The 13,297-nt window shown below is 65.1% G+C and carries 12 protein-coding genes and 2 tRNA genes; 2 read left to right on the top strand and 12 right to left on the bottom strand.

Annotation, left to right across the window (positions count from 1 at the left end; translation table 11 throughout):
- Nucleotides 1-73 precede the first annotated feature (73 nt).
- Genes G557_RS0105655 through G557_RS0105645 form a run of 3 tightly spaced genes read right to left on the bottom strand, consistent with a single transcriptional unit; the run spans nt 74 to nt 2,528 of the window.
- The gene (locus tag G557_RS0105655) at nt 74-700 is read right to left on the bottom strand and encodes a hypothetical protein (RefSeq protein WP_028245278.1); all 627 of its coding nucleotides are present in this window, start codon (nt 698-700) and stop codon (nt 74-76) included.
- Entirely contained in the window at nt 583-2,079 is a 1,497-nt protein-coding gene (locus G557_RS11980) for an MFS transporter (RefSeq protein ID WP_084627047.1), read from the bottom strand. Before G557_RS11980 ends, G557_RS0105655 begins: the two co-directional genes overlap by 118 nt.
- Nucleotides 2,076-2,528: a MarR family winged helix-turn-helix transcriptional regulator gene (locus G557_RS0105645; RefSeq protein ID WP_028245277.1), complete on the bottom strand. Its 453-nt coding sequence runs from the start codon at nt 2,526-2,528 to the stop codon at nt 2,076-2,078. The genes G557_RS11980 and G557_RS0105645 overlap by 4 nt, the downstream gene beginning before the upstream one ends.
- 100 nt (nt 2,529-2,628) lie before the next feature.
- On the opposite strand from G557_RS0105645, the gene G557_RS0105640 reads away from it, so the two are divergent.
- A tRNA-Lys gene (locus G557_RS0105640) sits at nt 2,629-2,701 on the top strand.
- 194 nt (nt 2,702-2,895) lie between these two features.
- Here the strand turns inward: G557_RS0105640 and G557_RS0105635 are convergent.
- The 6 genes from G557_RS0105635 to G557_RS11970 form a co-directional block, all read right to left on the bottom strand.
- A complete protein-coding gene (locus G557_RS0105635; protein ID WP_028245276.1) occupies nt 2,896-3,246 on the bottom strand; it encodes a fluoride efflux transporter FluC in 351 nt (116 codons plus the stop codon).
- Nucleotides 3,243-3,692, bottom strand: a complete 450-nt coding sequence (locus G557_RS13325; protein WP_051224714.1) for a fluoride efflux transporter FluC — start codon at nt 3,690-3,692, stop codon at nt 3,243-3,245. Before G557_RS13325 ends, G557_RS0105635 begins: the two co-directional genes overlap by 4 nt.
- A gap of 135 nt (nt 3,693-3,827) precedes the next feature.
- Complete coding sequence (locus G557_RS0105625; RefSeq protein WP_028245275.1) at nt 3,828-4,955, bottom strand: bifunctional 2-methylcitrate synthase/citrate synthase; 1,128 nt, start codon at nt 4,953-4,955, stop codon at nt 3,828-3,830.
- A 30-nt stretch (nt 4,956-4,985) separates the two neighbouring features.
- Complete coding sequence (gene prpB, locus G557_RS0105620) at nt 4,986-5,897, bottom strand: methylisocitrate lyase (protein ID WP_028245274.1); 912 nt, start codon at nt 5,895-5,897, stop codon at nt 4,986-4,988.
- Nucleotides 5,897-7,441: an MmgE/PrpD family protein gene (locus G557_RS0105615; RefSeq protein WP_036961485.1), complete on the bottom strand. Its 1,545-nt coding sequence runs from the start codon at nt 7,439-7,441 to the stop codon at nt 5,897-5,899. The genes prpB and G557_RS0105615 overlap by 1 nt, the downstream gene beginning before the upstream one ends.
- Nucleotides 7,422-8,120: a GntR family transcriptional regulator gene (locus G557_RS11970; protein WP_051224712.1), complete on the bottom strand. Its 699-nt coding sequence runs from the start codon at nt 8,118-8,120 to the stop codon at nt 7,422-7,424. The genes G557_RS0105615 and G557_RS11970 overlap by 20 nt, the downstream gene beginning before the upstream one ends.
- A gap of 209 nt (nt 8,121-8,329) precedes the next feature.
- Between G557_RS11970 and G557_RS11965 the strand changes: the two genes are divergently transcribed.
- Nucleotides 8,330-10,291: an acetate--CoA ligase gene (locus tag G557_RS11965; protein ID WP_051224709.1), complete on the top strand. Its 1,962-nt coding sequence runs from the start codon at nt 8,330-8,332 to the stop codon at nt 10,289-10,291.
- Nucleotides 10,292-10,506: 215 nt separating this feature from the next.
- On the opposite strand, the gene G557_RS0105600 is transcribed toward G557_RS11965, so the two are convergent.
- From G557_RS0105600 to G557_RS0105590, 3 genes are all read right to left on the bottom strand, one after another.
- A tRNA-Thr gene (locus G557_RS0105600) sits at nt 10,507-10,582 on the bottom strand.
- Nucleotides 10,583-10,616: 34 nt separating this feature from the next.
- Nucleotides 10,617-12,116 (bottom strand): alpha/beta hydrolase, encoded by a 1,500-nt coding sequence (locus G557_RS11960; RefSeq protein WP_169337746.1) that lies wholly within the window; start codon nt 12,114-12,116, stop codon nt 10,617-10,619.
- Nucleotides 12,117-12,145: 29 nt separating this feature from the next.
- Nucleotides 12,146-13,294, bottom strand: a complete 1,149-nt coding sequence (locus tag G557_RS0105590; protein ID WP_028245272.1) for a DNA polymerase III subunit delta' — start codon at nt 13,292-13,294, stop codon at nt 12,146-12,148.
- Between the last annotated feature and the right edge of the window lie 3 nt (nt 13,295-13,297).

Below are 13,297 nucleotides of genomic sequence, written 5' to 3'. Positions count from 1 at the left end.
GGCCGCTCGAAGCGGCAAAAATTGGAGCCCGGGGTTACACGACCTGGCCGTGCCCCCGTTGCCGGGAGCCCTGTCAGTCTAGGCGATCACTACGCCACAGCGCAGCCCCGCGTCGAAACACGTGCGCCATGTCGGTCAGGGCCGCAGCGCGCTCGGTCAGCGACTCGGCAGCCAGCGCATCAATCTCGTCGATGTCGTCAGCGTGCCGCAGGCAGCCGGCCGCCACAATCATGCAGAATGCCGCAGCGCGATTGAGTGCGAGGTGGAAGTCTCCGATGAACACCCCGCGGAGCACCTGTTCAGTCAGCTGCTGCACCTCGATGACCCCAGCCGGGGGCTGCACTCCGGCGACCACCGCATCCACCGTGCCAAGCCGGCCCTCGCCGAGCTGAAAGAGCGCTGCATTGTCGTCAGGATGACCCATCACCATGCTGCGCAGCAGATAGACGCGCCACAGCACACCGGGCAGGCTCTCGGGTGACATCTGCGCCCAGAGTTCGCTGATGGTCTCGATGCCGTGTTCGTCGGTGTAGTGAGTGAGGCGTTTGACTACGTTGGGATCGGCCCCGCCGCGAGCACGGCTCAGGAGCGTGCGGGCGGTCTCGTGTGCGATTCGGTGCGTGACCGCGGGGTCGGGTGCCCCGGGAAACCGGTCGAGCTCTCCCTCGCCGAAGAGGACGGGTCGGTGATGTTCGCGCATCGATCCAGTGTACGCGGTGGATGCGCGGCTGCGGCAGGTCGGCGGTGGCCCGGGATCACTGCGATCTCGGTGGTGATCGTCGGCACCTCGACTGCAGCCGGTTCGGCGTAGTCAATGGTAAACGCGTGACGCAGCCCACCGCCGTGATTGCGATGCACGCGGCCATGTTTTGTCAGCAGCAGCCACCAGAGCGCAACGACTGCGGCTGCGAAGCCGGAGAAGCCGGCGATGCCCATGGCCCAGCGCGGGCCAGCCACGTTGGCGACCCAGCCCACCAGCGGCGCACCAATGGGTGTGCCGCCCATGAGCACGGCCATATAGACGGCCATCACTCGGCCACGCACCGAGCCGGCGCTGGTCACCTGCACATAGGCGTTGGCACCCGAGAGCACGAGCTGCGAGCACAGTCCGAGCGCCACCAGTGCAGCACCGAAGGTCAGCAGATCTGGTGCCAGTGCAGCCCCGGTCGCGGTGAGCCCGAAGCCGGTGACCCCAGCGACGATGCTGCGCAGGCGTGGTCGGTCGCGGCTGGCGGTGAACAGTGCGCCAGCGACCGACCCCACACCCATCACCGAGGAGATCACGCCGTAGGCCTGGGCATCTTCGTCGAAGGTGACGGTGATCATGGCCGAGAGCACGACGGGGAAGTTCAGCCCGAACGTGCCGATCAAGAAGATCATGATCATCACGAGCATGAGGTCAGAGCGGGTGCGGATGTAGCGGAACCCATCGAGCAGACCGCCCCCGCCCCGGCGGTCGCGTGCCACCGCTGGCCGAGGCAGGCTGTAGAAGTCGCCGGGGCGAATGAGCAGAATCGCGGCGATGGCCGCCATGAACGTGAAACCGTTGGCGATGAACACCCAGCCGCTGCCCACCACCATGATGAGCAGACCGGCGACCGCCGGGCCAGCCAGGCGAGAGAGGTTGAACGAGGTGGAGTTGAGCGCCACTGCGTTGCCGACTGCATCGCGCGGCACGAGGTCAGAAACGAACACCTGACGAGCCGGGGTGTCGAAGGCACCGACGACACCGCTGACCAGACCGATCAGGTAGACCAGTGCGAGCGAGGGTGCGCCGAGAATCAGCCAGATGCCCAGCACGAAGCTCAGCAGCCCCATGAGCGTCTGCGTGACCAGCAGCACCTGACGGCGCGGAAAACGGTCGGAGATCACCCCGGTGATGGGAGTCAGCACCAGTTGGGGCCCGAGCTGCAGTGCCGTGATGATACCCACGGCGGAGGCATCGTGGTCGGTGAGCTGGGTCAGCACGATCCAGTCTTGAGCCGTGCGCTGCATCCATGTGCCCACGTTTGACACCAGTGCGCCGCCGAACCAGTAGCGGTAGTTGCGGATCGTCAGCGAGCGAAAGACGGCGCTCATCGGCATCCCATGCCGTTGAGCATCTCGGCAGCGCGCCCCAGCTGTGCGCGTTCGCTGTCGCTGAGTTCGAGCAGTCGTGCGGCCAGCCACTGATCGCGGTGCCGGCGCGTGCGCTCGGCCTCGAGCCGACCGGCGTCGGTGATCTGCAGCAGTGTGACCCGGCGATCGCTCGGCGACGGCGTGCGTGAGACGAACCCCTGCACCACCAACTGTGAGACGGTGCGGTTCATGGAGGGCAGACTCACCAGCTCTCGCTCGGCGAGTTGGCTGAGGGTCTGCTCACCGTGACGGTCGAGGATCAGCAGAACGGTCAGCTGTGCCGGGGTGACCCCGCCGGGGGTCTGCGCGCGCAGCCGTCGATTCATGCGCGCAATGGCGATGCGCAGCTGGTCGGCAAGCAGCACGACGTCTTCGGGAATGGTGGATGCGGGGGTATCGGGGATGCTCATGTCTCGCCCAGACTACTCGCTTAGTTAGGCTAAGTAAATAGTTGCCCAACATCTCGTGGCGGTTTGTGGCAGAATTGATCGGGTCGGTGTTGCCGGCCGGGCCCCTCTAGCTCAATCGGAAGAGCAGCGGACTTTTAATCCGCGGGTACTGGGATCGAAACCCAGGGGGGGCACTTTTCTTGCCGAATTACTGGTATTTCTGCCCCGCACCGCGATTTGTGCACGGTTTCTGCTCTCATGCCGCAAGAATGACTGCGCGATCGACGCGGAAACCGGCTCGTCGCTCAAGATGCGCAGTAGGGGTGAAGAAAACCCAAAATGTGCAGTAGGGGTGAAGCACACTCACCCCCACGGCAGGCTTTCACCCCTACCGCAAGGTGGCTGACAGCAGCGCTCCGGCCACAGCCAGCGTCACCGACCCCACAAGCGTCAGCAGCACGTAACCGGCGGCAGCGCCGTAGCGCCGGTGCACGATGAGCTCCACGCTCTCTTTGCTCGCCGTGCCGAACGTGGTGTACCCGGCGAGAAATCCCACGCTGATCGGCGACATGGGCGGCACGCCAAGCCCGGCGACGGCGCCCGCCGCCAGTGCACCGGTGAGGTTGATCGCCACCGTGCCCCAGGGAAACCCTCGCGAGGGTCGCGTCATCAGCACACCCACGGCATACCGGATGACCGACCCCAGCCCCGCGGCCAGAAAGATCCACAGCGCGCTCACTTGGCGTTCCCCTGCTCACGCCGAGCCAGACGCAGCGCATCGACGCGCCCTGCGGCCCACCAACCGACCCCCGCGGCGACGAGACCTGCGGCAACCAGCGCAAGTGCGTATCCTGCGGCCGCGACGAAGTCGCCGCGCTCGAACAGTCGCATAACCTCGACGGCGAAGGTGCTGTACGTGGTGAAGCCCCCGATCACGCCGGGGACAACCAGCGTGCGCACTGCCACGCTGCTCGACAGCAGCGCTGGCACGAATACGACAAGAAATGAGCCGACGATGTTGACGGTGATGGTGGCCGGCATGGTCTGCCCGCCGCCCAGCCAGAGGTCGAGCGACCAGCGCACGAGCGACCCCAAGCCGCCGCCGACGAACACCAGTGCGGCGTCGCGCGCGCGCAGAGCCTTCCAGGCGGGTTCGAGGGGAGGCTCAGTGGTGGCGCGGTTCATGACTCTCAGTGTACGACTGCCGCGCAAGCAGAGAAGAGGGGCGCAGACCGTAGCCTGCGCCCCTCTGTGCAACCGAGCTCAGCTCAGCTGTGCTGCGTCACGCGCCTTCCCCCGAATACACGTGACGCAGTCTGATCACGCCTCGACGTGACGCTCATCAACCCCGTTGTACAGCGACAGCGGGCGAATCAGCGCGTTGCTCGCGCGCTGCTCGATGATGTGCGCAGTCCATCCGGTCACGCGAGCGGCGACGAAGATGGGCGTGAAGGTCGGAATATCGAAGCCGAGCAGGTAATACGCCGGGCCAGCCGGGTAATCCAGGTTCGGCTTGATGCCCTTGGCATCGTCCATCTCTTTGGCCAGTGCCTCGTAGAGGCGCTTGATCTCGGGACGGTCGTAGCGCTCGATGAGCTTGTAGGTCGCCTCTTGCATCGTCGGGACGCGCGAGTCGCCCTTCTTGTACACGCGGTGGCCGAAGCCCATGATCTTCTTCTTCTCGGCGAACGCAGCCTGCAGCCAGTCGTGAGCCTTCTGCTCGACGTCGCCGTCGTAGCCGATCTCTTCGAACTCGTGCAGTACGGCCTCGTTGGCACCGCCGTGCAGCGGGCCTTTGAGAGCGCCGATGGCACCGGTGACTGCCGAGTAGAGGTCGCTCAGCGTCGAGGTGATCACGCGAGCGGTGAACGTCGATGCATTGAACGAGTGCTCTGCGTAGAGAATCAGCGAGACGCGGAACGCATCGACCTCGAAGTCGTCGGGCTTGCGGCCGAAGGTCTGCCACAGGAAGTTCGCCGAGTAGTCGAGGTCGACGTCAGGCTCGACATACGCTTCACCGCGGCGGCGGCGCTGATCGTAGGCCACGATCGACGGCAGCTTGGCGAAGAGGTTGACGGCCTTCTCGAGCTCGGCCTCAGGCGACTCATCAGCCGTCTTCGGGTCGTTGGCGCCGATGACGCTGACGGCCGTGCGCACCACATCCATCGGATGCGCAGTGGTCGGCAGCGAGTCGATCACGGCCTTGACGTTGGCGTCGAGGCCACGCAGCGAGCGCTCGGTCGAGACGAACTCGGCCAGCTGCTCGTCGGTGGGCAGCTCGCCGTTCCAGAGCAGGTACGCCACAGCCTCGAACGACTGTGTGGCAGCCAGCTCCTGCACCGGGTAGCCCCGGTACAGCAGTGAGTTGGTCTCGGGATTTACTTTCGAGATCGCGGTGAAGTCGACCGGCACGCCGGCCAGACCCTTGTAGATCTGTTGTTCGGTCATTGTTCTGCCTCCTTGCAGATGGTCAGCGGATCAGTGGTAGTTGTCGCGCTCGACGTCGAAGTTGAACACCGACGAATCGAACTCGCTGTAGGCGGGGTAGTCGACCAGATCGTAGAGGTCAGCGCGGGTCTGCATGAACTCGACCTGCGAACGCAGGCTGCCCTCGTTGACGATCGCATCGAGACCACGCTCGGCCGCACCCAGCGCCAAGCGCTGCAGCGACACCGGGTAGATCACGATGTTGTAGCCGAGATCGGTGAGCTGCTGGTTGGTGAACAGCTCGCTCTTGCCGAACTCGGTGATGTTCGCCAGCAGCGGGGCGTCGATCGCGGCGCGGAACGCCTCGAACTCACCGATGTCGCGCAGCGCCTCGGGGAAGATGCCGTCGGCGCCAGCGTCGATCAGCGCCTTGGCACGATCGATCGCCGCGTCGAGCCCCTCGACCGAGCGGATGTCGGTGCGCGCCAGGATCACGAAGTTCGGATCGCGACGAGCCTCGACCGCAGCACGAATGCGGTTGACCGCCGTGCCCTGGTCAACGACCGACTTGCCGTCGAGGTGACCACACCGCTTCGGGTTGATCTGATCTTCGATGTGCGTGCCGGCGACGCCGGCATCTTCGAGCGCCTGGATGGTGCGGGCCACGTTGAGCGGCTCACCGAAGCCGGTGTCGCCGTCGACGAGCACCGGCAGATCGGTGGCGCGCGCGTAGGTCGCCGTGCGACCGGCCACCTCGCTCAGCGTGGTGAGGCCGATATCGGGCAGGCCAAGATCGTTGGCCAGCACGCCGCCCGAGGCGTAGACGCCCTCGAACCCCTTGCGCTGGATGAGCTTTGCGGTCAGTGCGTTGTAGGCACCGGGAAAGCGCTGCAGCTCGCCGCTGGCCAGCCCCTCGCGGAATGCGCGACGCTTGGCCTCAGGAGTGACTTTGGAATACAGCATTAGAAGATTCCCTCCGGATCAGTCACGCTCTCGAGCAGGCCGGGCTTGGCGACGATGGTCAGCTGGCCGAGCTCCTCAGGCTTCAGCGTATCGAGACGCTGAGCCACGTCGAGGAAGCGCTCGATCTCGCTGGCCTCGAGCACGGGCTCGGCAAGCTTCTTGAACTTCGCGATGTAGTTGTCGCGGGCGAACGGACGAGCGCCCAGCGGGTGCGCGTCGGCAACGGCGATCTCGGCGGTGATGTGGCCGCCATCGGTCAGCTCGATCTCAGCGCGGCCGCCGAAGGCCTTCTCAGCCGGGTCGATCGAGTGGTAGCGACGGGTCCAGTCGTCATCTTCGGTCGTGGTGATCTTGTGCCACAGCTCGACGGTGTCGGGACGGCCAGCGCGCTCCGGGGTGTAAGAGGCCACGTGATCCCAGCCGCCATCTTGCAGCGCCACGGCGAAGATGTAGGGCACTGAGTGGTCGAGGGTCTCGCGAGTCGCGGTGGGGTCGTACTTCTGCGGGTCGTTGGCACCCGAACCGATCACGATGTGCGTGTGGTTCGAGGTGTGCAGCACAATCGACTTGATGTTCTTCGGGTCGGTGAGCTCAGGGTGCTCGTTGTGCAGGCGACGCGCCAGGTCGATCCAGGCCTGCGCCTGGTACTCGGCCGAGTGCTCTTTGGTGTAGGTGTCGAGGATGCCGCGCTTGGCCTCGCCTGCCTCGGGCAGCGGCACGTGGTAGAGCGCCTCGGGGCCGCCGAGCAGCCAGGCGATGACGCCGTCTTCGCCTTCCCAGATCGGCTCAGGGCTGGTCTGGCCGCGCAGGGCACGGTCGACGGCCTCAACGGCCTGCTTGCCGGCGAACGCCGGAGCGTGCGACTTCCAGGTCGAGATCTGGCCCTTACGCGACTGGCGCGTCTGAGTGGTGGTGTGCAGCGCCTGGCCGATGGCCTGGAAGATGACCTCGGGGTCGAGGTGCAGCAGGGTGCCGAGACCGGCGGCGATCGACGGGCCGAGGTGGGCGATGTGGTCGATCTTGTGCGAGTGCAGATCGATGGCCTTGGTCAGGTCGACCTGAATCTCGTAGCCGGTGGCGATGCCGCGCACGACGTCGTGGCCGGTCACCTGACGGCTGCCCTTGCCGTTGACGTGCTGAGCGACAGCAACGATCGCGGGGATGTTGTCGCCGGGGTGCGAGTACTCAGCAGCAAGGAAGGTGTCGTGGTAGTCGAGCTCGCGCACTGCCACACCGTTGGCCCAAGCGGCCCATTCCGGCGAGAAGCGGTCGGGCACGGGCAGACCAAAAACGGTCGAGCCTCCACCGTTGCTGATCGGGTGAGCCTTCGCCTGCGCGCGGGCGGCGACAATCGGGCCACGCAGCAGCGATGCAGCGGCGACCGAGGCGTTGTCGATCACGCGGTTGATGACCTGATCGGTCACCTCCTGGGTAACCTCGACGGGGTCAGCGGCGACCTCGGCGATCTTCCAGGCCAGCTGCTGCTCGCGGGGCAGGCTCTCTTCGCTCTTGTAAACACGGACATCATGCAGTTTCACGTGCATCTCCTTCATCTGGGCTGACGGACTCAGCGCGGGTGGGATCTTTCAGCGCACTCGCCTTGGTCAGGCGGTGGGCAAGGCTGCGGTAGAGGTGCACGTGCGTGGCGTCGGCGGCCAGCTGCTCGTCGCCATCGATGATGGCCTGCACGATGAGCGCATGCTCGCGAGCGGCCTCGAGCAGGCGGTCGCGGTCTGAGCGGGCCAAGTGGCGCACTCGCGCCAAGTGCGTGCGCACAGTGGTCATGGCGGCCACTAAATATGGATTGCCGACGGCGTCGTCGATGGCCGTGTCGAAGCGCTCGACGAGTTCGTAGTATTCACGGCGGGTGTGGTCTTCGGCATTGAGCAGATCGCCCACCCGCGCGAAGTCGGCCAGCAGGGCCCGGAACACTGTGACGTCGCGGTGACGAGCTGCCAGGCGTGCGGCCTGCGATTCAAGCGCCTGGCGCACCTCGTAGAGTTCGCTGATGTTCTCGAGCGATACCTCAGAGACGACGACCTCTCGCGCACCTTTGACAGCCAGACCTTCACTGATCAGACGACGAAGCGCCTCACGTACGGGTGTGCGGGAAATGCCCAAGCGCAGTGCCTGCTCGACCTCGCCCAGCGGCGTGCCGGCGGCGAGGTCTCCGTTGGTGATCTCATCACGAAGCGTGACATACGCCTTATCGCCAGCACGCATGTCACTTCCTTTCGTCACCTTCGCACGATCGCCTTCAGTGTATACACAAAATCCCCCGTGGCGGGAGAATCTGGCAATGAAGTCGCACTTTTTGGCACTTGTGTATACAGAAGTTGTGTTATATTCGTGGCAACGCTTCGAGGATGCAGCGCCACAGAGCCGTCGTGCTCGCATCCTCGAATGATCGCACTCAATGAGGAGGCAGCACGATGAACGTGACCCGCAGCGAGGTTCGTGCCGGGGCGTACGGCCAGGCATACCAGCGCAGCATCGAAGATCCCGAGGGGTTCTGGCTCGACGCCGCCAAGGCCATCGACTGGCACTCGAAACCCACGCAGGCCCTCGACACTTCGAACGAGCCAGAGTACAGCTGGTTCCCCAACGGCACGCTCAACGTCGCATACAACGCCCTCGACCGTCACATCGAGGCAGGCCGTGGCGATCAGGCCGCGCTCATCTACGAGTCGGCAGTCACTGATAAGTCACGCACGTACACCTATAACGAGCTGCGCGACGAGGTCGCCCGCTTCGCTGGTGTGCTCGCCGACCACGGTGTCGGCCTTGGCGACCGAGTGGTCATCTACATGCCGATGATTCCCGAGGCGACCATCGCCGCGCTCGCCTGTGCCCGTCTGGGGGCCGTGCACTCGGTGGTGTTCGGCGGGTTCGCCGCCAAAGAGCTGGCCTCTCGCGTCAACGACGCCAAGCCCAAGGTCATTGTCACCGCTGACGGCGGCATCGAGCCCAACCGCATCGTCGAGTACCTGCCCATCGTGGCCGAGGCGCTGGCACTGTGCGACCACTTCGTCGACGCAGTGATTGTCAAAGACCGCCCGGAGATTCCCGGCGGCGCCAAAGACGGCACCGATTGGGTCGCCAATCTCATCGAGACCGAGTGGTTCGACTGGGATAATGAGATCTCCCGCGCCGCACCGCACGATCCGGTTCCGGTGGTCTCAACGCACCCGTTGTACATCCTCTATACCTCAGGCACCACTGGTGCGCCCAAGGGCGTGGTGCGCGATTCGGGTGGCTATGCCGTCGCTCTCGCCTGGACCATGAAGAACCTCTACAACATCGAGGCCGGCCAGGTCATGTGGACCGCCTCCGACGTGGGCTGGGTCGTCGGCCACAGCTACATCATCTACGGCCCGCTGCTCGCCGGCGCCACCACGCTGGTTTATGAGGGCAAGCCTGTCGGCACCCCCGACGCCGCACAGTTCTGGCGCATCATCGAGCGCCACCGTGTGCGTTCATTCTTCACCGCACCCACCGCTATTCGCGCCGTGCGCAAAGAAGACCCGAAGGCCGAGCTGATCAAACAGTTCGATCTCTCGTCACTGCAGGCACTGTTCTTGGCCGGTGAGCGCACTGATCCCGACACCTATCACTGGGCTGTCGCGAACATCCACCCGACCGTGGTCGACCACTGGTGGCAGACCGAGACGGGCTGGGCCATCACGGGCAACTTCGTGGGGTTGCAGAAGCTCGAGTCACGTGCCGGTTCTTCGGGCCTGCGCACCCCTGGCTACAACGTGCAGGTCGTCGACGACGAGGGCAACCCGGTGCCCGATCTCGGCGAGGGCAACATCGTGATCAAGCAGCCGATGCCCCCGGGCACGCTGACCACGCTGTGGCGCCGCCACAAGCGCTACGCACGCTGCTACCTGAAGCCCTTCCCGGGCTACTACCTCACCGGAGACTCAGGCTATGTCGACCGTGAGGGCTACGTCTACGTGATGGGTCGCACCGACGATGTGATCAACGTCGCCGGCCACCGCTTGAGCACCGGTCAGATGGAAGGCATCTTGGCCGCGCATCCGGCAGTCGCCGAGGCCGCCGTCGTGGGCGCCGCAGACAAGCTCAAGGGCGAGAAGCCCTATGGCTTCGTGGTGCTGAAGTCAGGCGTCGACAGTGACGAGGCCACGCTGCGCAAAGAGCTGGTCAAGAAGGTGCGCGACGAACTCGGCCCCGTGGCGGCGTTCAAAGACGTGGTCATCGTTCACGGTCTGCCAAAGACTCGCTCTGGCAAGATTCTGCGCAAGAACCTGCGCCAGATCGTCAACGAAGAGAAGCTGATCGTGCCGCCGACCATCGAAGACACCGCGGTGCTGACCCAGGTGCAGATCGCCGTGCACAACTACGAACGCGACAAGGCCGGCGTGGCCTGATCTGACGCGCGTAGCCACAGGGCGGGCATCCTTCGGGGTGCTCGCCCTTTTGCCACGCGCCCTCGTTGGTCACGGCGTGCGCTCACTCGCCACAAACAGGCCCGCTACTGACCAGCGACGACGCATCCTGACCAACGAGCGTGCGGCGACGCTCATGGGGGCAGCAAGAAGGCCCCCGGAACCCCGAGGCCTCTGAATATTGCGCCAGTCTGATGTGGAGCCACCTGCGGGAATTGAACCCGCGACCCCTTCATTACGAGTGAAGTGCTCTACCGACTGAGCTAAGGTGGCCAAGCGCCTGCGAGAAGCGCCGCGGAACAGTTTATCAGGTGCAGCGCAGATCGTCTTGCGGCTTGGTGCCATCGACCAAGAAGCTCTCGACTGCATTGGTGATGCAGGTCGAGGCAAGGGCACGATACGCGGTGTGGCCTTCACCTACATTCGTCACCAAGAACCCCGAAGACAGTTGATCTGCCAGCGACTCTGCCCAGGCATATGGGGTTGCCGGGTCGCCCGTGGTGCCGATGACCATGATGGGGGCGGCGCCGTCGGCGGTGACGCGATGCGCGGTGCCGGTGGCTGACTCTGGCCAGCCGAGGCACATGGTGGTTCCGTCGGCGTAGAACGGGCCGAAAATGCTGCTCGCCTGGCGCAGCCGCTCGCTCAGCCGCTCCCCGGCTCCCTCGCTGTGGTCGGTGGGCAAGTCGAGGCAGTTGACCGCCTGCTGCGCTTCGAAGGAGTTGTCGTCGTAGGTGCCGTCGGTGCGACCGTAGTACGAGTCGACCAGCTGCATGGCCAGGTCTGCATTGCCCTGTTGCACCTGAGTGATGGCCTTGCGCAGGGTCGGCCACTGCAGACGGCTGTACAGCGCGGCGCTGATCGCGGTGAGCATGGATGACGACCCCAGTCGTCGCCCGTCATCAGCCTGCAGCGGTTGATCGTCGAGCGCTGAAACGAGGGCGGCAAGCTGGGTGGCCGCCCCATCTGCATCACTCGCGCTGAACGGGCACGATGTGGCCTGCAGGCAGTCGGAGAGGAACGATCTCGTGGCCTGGTCGAATCCGCTGACCTGTTCGACCAAGGTATCTTCGGCGCTCAGCGATGGGTCGATGGCCCCATCGAGCACAAACGCGCCGACTTGCTCGGGAAACAGCTCAGCATACGAAGAGCCGATGCGAGTGCCGTACGAATACCCCAGATAGTTGAGGGTTGACTGCCCGAGCACCGCACGCAGAACGTCGAGGTCGCGGGCGACGCTCGCAGTGTCAACATGCCCCAGCAGGGCGCCGGTGTTGTCGACGCATGCCTGCCCGAATGCCTCGGCCGCTTGCGTCACCTCGGCGATGTAGGCATCGGTGCCCCGAGCGTTCTCGGGCAGATCGAACAGGTAGCTGTCGGTGTCGGCAGCGTCGTAGCAGCGCACAGCTGTTGACTCGCCGACGCCGCGCGGGTCGAAGGTGACCAAGTCGAAGGCGTTGCTCAGCGCATCTCCGAAGAAGTAATCGCGATACTGCTGCACGCGCACATAGTCGAGGCTGGCTGCGCCTGGGCCGCCCGGGTTCATGACCAGAGCCCGGCCGTTCGACGAGCCGGACTGGTGCCTGGTGACGGCGATCTGGATGGTGTCTCCGGTGGGCTCGGCCCAGTCGAGCGGCACCGTCATGTCGGCACATTGAGAATCGTCGCCGCAACTGCTCCAGCGCAGCTGCTGATCGTAGAAGCTCACGAGGTCAGAGTCGACGGTCTCGGTCGAGTTCGAAGCAGAACTCGAAGAAACCGGAGCGCAGCCAGCTGCACTGACCGCCACCGCCAGTGTCAGTGCCACCCACAACCGACGCAGCTGCTGACCTTGCCTCACCGAAGCACCCCCGGAATCATCGTGACCAAGAAGGCATCAAGGGCGAGTGCAGGCGGCACGTTGCGCCGAAGCTGCTGACGCGCCTCGTCGATGGCGTCGATGGCCGACAGCAGTTGAGCCGCATTGCGGCGAGCGGCGAATTCGGCGACGCCTTCTGCCACGTCGACGTTGATCAGCGCCTCGCCAGACCCCAATGACAGCAACAACGCGTCGCGCAGCAACGCCTGTGCGTCGGTGAGCACTCGATCGACCCCGTCGACGAGCGCGCGTTTGCGCCGCCGCTTGGCGTCATCTTCGGCTTCGCGCAGCTGCCCGCGCAGCCGAGGCGGCACGCGATCATCGGGTCCGAGACCCATCTGGCGCAGCAGTCGTGCTCGCTCGGTCGCCTCGGCATCGCCCAACAGCGCCTCGGCGTCGTCTTTGGCGAGGGCGAGCAGCCGGCGCGACACATCGAGTGCCGCAGACAGCGACGTGATGCCCAGCAACGCCTGCATGGTCTCGGCGCGACGCTGACGCGCATCGGAGTCGGTGGCCAACCGGCGAGCCATGCCCACGTGAGACTGCGCAACCGTGGCACTGATCAGGGCACGCTCGGGGTCGACGCCGTCACGCCGTACCAATAGGTCGGCGACCTCTTGAGGCGTGGGGGTGTCGAGCCGCACAACGCGGGCTCGCGATCTGATGGTCGGCAGCAGATCGGCATCGCTGGGTGCGCAGAGGATCCAGACGGTGTGGTCTGGCGGTTCTTCGATGTCTTTGAGCAGAAAGTTCGAGGTGGACTCGGTCATGCGGTCGGCGTCTTCGATGATCTGGATGCGCCAGTGGCCCATCGACGGCGACATCTGCGCGGTGCGCAGCATCTTGGTGACCTCTTCGCGCTTGATCAGCACGTTTTCGGTGTGCAGTACGGTGACGTCAGGGTGCGTGCCCGCTGCGACCAGTTGGCGCTGTCGATCTGGGTCTTGCGCAGCAGCAGCCTGCAGCTCGGCGGCAAAGGCAATCGCCGCCTTTGACCGCCCTGAGCCGGCCGGCCCGGTGAACAGCCACGCATGGGTCATGACCTGCGGGTCTTCGGCGTGCGCGCTGGTGTGGCGCAGCATCTCGACGACTCGAGCCTGCCCTACCAAATCGTCGAAGGCATCCATGGG

This window comes from Pseudoclavibacter soli DSM 23366 (genome assembly GCF_000423505.1).
Classification (GTDB): domain Bacteria; phylum Actinomycetota; class Actinomycetes; order Actinomycetales; family Microbacteriaceae; genus Pseudoclavibacter_A; species Pseudoclavibacter_A soli.
Note: the sequence above shows the minus strand (reverse complement) of the source record. Positions and strands in the feature narration are given on the sequence as shown.

Bases quoted from the DNA above. Each gene is read 5' to 3' on its own strand.
- G557_RS0105625 (WP_028245275.1), bottom strand. From the start codon at position 4,955: ATGACCGAACAACAGATCTACAAGGGTCTGGCCGGCGTGCCGGTCGAC.
- G557_RS11965 (WP_051224709.1), top strand. From the start codon at position 8,330: ATGAACGTGACCCGCAGCGAGGTTCGTGCCGGGGCGTACGGCCAGGCA.
- G557_RS0105615 (WP_036961485.1), bottom strand. From the start codon at position 7,441: ATGCACGTGAAACTGCATGATGTCCGTGTTTACAAGAGCGAAGAGAGC.
- G557_RS0105590 (WP_028245272.1), bottom strand. From the start codon at position 13,294: ATGGATGCCTTCGACGATTTGGTAGGGCAGGCTCGAGTCGTCGAGATG.
- G557_RS13325 (WP_051224714.1), bottom strand. From the start codon at position 3,692: ATGAACCGCGCCACCACTGAGCCTCCCCTCGAACCCGCCTGGAAGGCT.
- G557_RS0105655 (WP_028245278.1), bottom strand. From the start codon at position 700: ATGCGCGAACATCACCGACCCGTCCTCTTCGGCGAGGGAGAGCTCGAC.
- G557_RS11980 (WP_084627047.1), bottom strand. From the start codon at position 2,079: ATGAGCGCCGTCTTTCGCTCGCTGACGATCCGCAACTACCGCTACTGG.
- G557_RS0105645 (WP_028245277.1), bottom strand. From the start codon at position 2,528: ATGAGCATCCCCGATACCCCCGCATCCACCATTCCCGAAGACGTCGTG.
- prpB (WP_028245274.1), bottom strand. From the start codon at position 5,897: ATGCTGTATTCCAAAGTCACTCCTGAGGCCAAGCGTCGCGCATTCCGC.
- G557_RS11970 (WP_051224712.1), bottom strand. From the start codon at position 8,120: ATGCGTGCTGGCGATAAGGCGTATGTCACGCTTCGTGATGAGATCACC.